Annotated in this window: 1 protein-coding gene; it reads left to right on the top strand. The window is 56.5% G+C overall.

Annotated elements, in window-relative coordinates; genetic code table 11:
* Positions 1 to 1418, top strand: a 1418-nt coding sequence (locus tag ORJ00_RS18945) for an AMP-binding protein (protein WP_306140555.1), incomplete at both ends; no start/stop codon positions are given.

Genomic DNA, 1418 nt, shown 5'->3' with positions numbered 1-1418 from the left:
ACACGGCACTGGCAGCCTATCAGCATCAGACGCCGCCGTTTGAGATGGTCGTCGAAACCCTGCTACCAGAGCGTGGCGCCCAGCAGCGACCGCTATTTCAAATTATGTTTACCCTGCAAAATAATGAACGCCAGGCTATCGCCCTGCCCGGACTCACTCTCTGTCCGCTGCAAGCCACCGAAACGCCGGCTAAGTTCGACCTGACGCTGGCCATGGCAGAAACGGAGCAGGGCCTTACGGCCCACTGGGAATATGACGCAGGTCTGTTTGACCCGGACACTATTTCTACGCTGGCCGACAGCTTTGCTTTGTTACTCAATGCCATTTGCCAGCAACCCGATGCTCCGCTCAGTACGCTGCCCATTGTACCTGCCAGCCAACATCGTTATTTGCAGCAAACCCGCCAGTTTACGGCCGATTACCCTGTTTCCTCCGGCCTGACAGAGCTGTTTAGCGAACAAGTCCGCCAACGCCCTGCAGCCATCGCCATGTACAGCGGCACATCCGCCATTACTTATCAGACTCTTGACCTGCAGGCCAATCGCCTGGCTGCATGTCTGCGCCGTCATGGCGTGCAACCCGGTGAGCTGGTTGCCTTCAGTCTTGAGCGTGGTCCCAACATGGTGGTTGCCATACTCGCTATCCTCAAAGCCGGGGCAGCCTATTTGCCGCTGGACCCGGAATACCCACAGTCCCGTATTCAGTTTATGCTGGAAGACAGTCAAGCCAGGTTGGTGCTCACAGAGCAGGATACCGATGCCATGCTCAGCGTATTGCCCGTCCGGCGTCTGCGGCTGGATGATGCCACACTGCTGGCTGACGATGACACACTGACTGCTATGACAGATCACCGCCCTGCCCAAGAGCGACTGGCCTATGTCATTTACACCTCTGGCTCCACCGGCAACCCCAAGGGGGTTATGGTCCGGCAACATAATATTGTCCGCCTGGTGTGCAACAGCCATTATGTGCAGCTTGCTCCTGAGCAGGTTATCGCACAAGCTTCCAATTGCTCTTTTGATGCTGCTACCTTTGAAATCTGGGGGGCATTGCTCAACGGTGCCCGCCTGCACTTTATCGACAAACATACCCTGCTCGATTGCAAGGCGCTTTGCCACACCCTGCAGCAGCATCACGTCAGCGTGCTCTTTGTCACTACCGCTATCTTTAATCAGATGGCATGGCAACAGCCAGATGGCTTTGCCACTCTTGACACTCTGCTGTTTGGCGGTGAGCATGTCGATAACGGCGCCGTCGCCCGGATCCTGACAGCAGGTAAACCCACCACCCTGCTCCATGTCTATGGCCCTACCGAGAACACCACTTTCAGTACCAGCTATAACATCACCCAGCCTGAAGCTGACAGCTACCCTATCGGACTCGCCATTGACGGCACCGCCAGCCGTATCATCGGCGCC

Origin of the sequence: Rheinheimera baltica, from assembly GCF_030731985.1 — a bacterium.
Classification (GTDB): Bacteria; Pseudomonadota; Gammaproteobacteria; order Enterobacterales; family Alteromonadaceae; genus Alishewanella; species Alishewanella baltica.
Note: the sequence above shows the minus strand (reverse complement) of the source record. Positions and strands in the feature narration are given on the sequence as shown.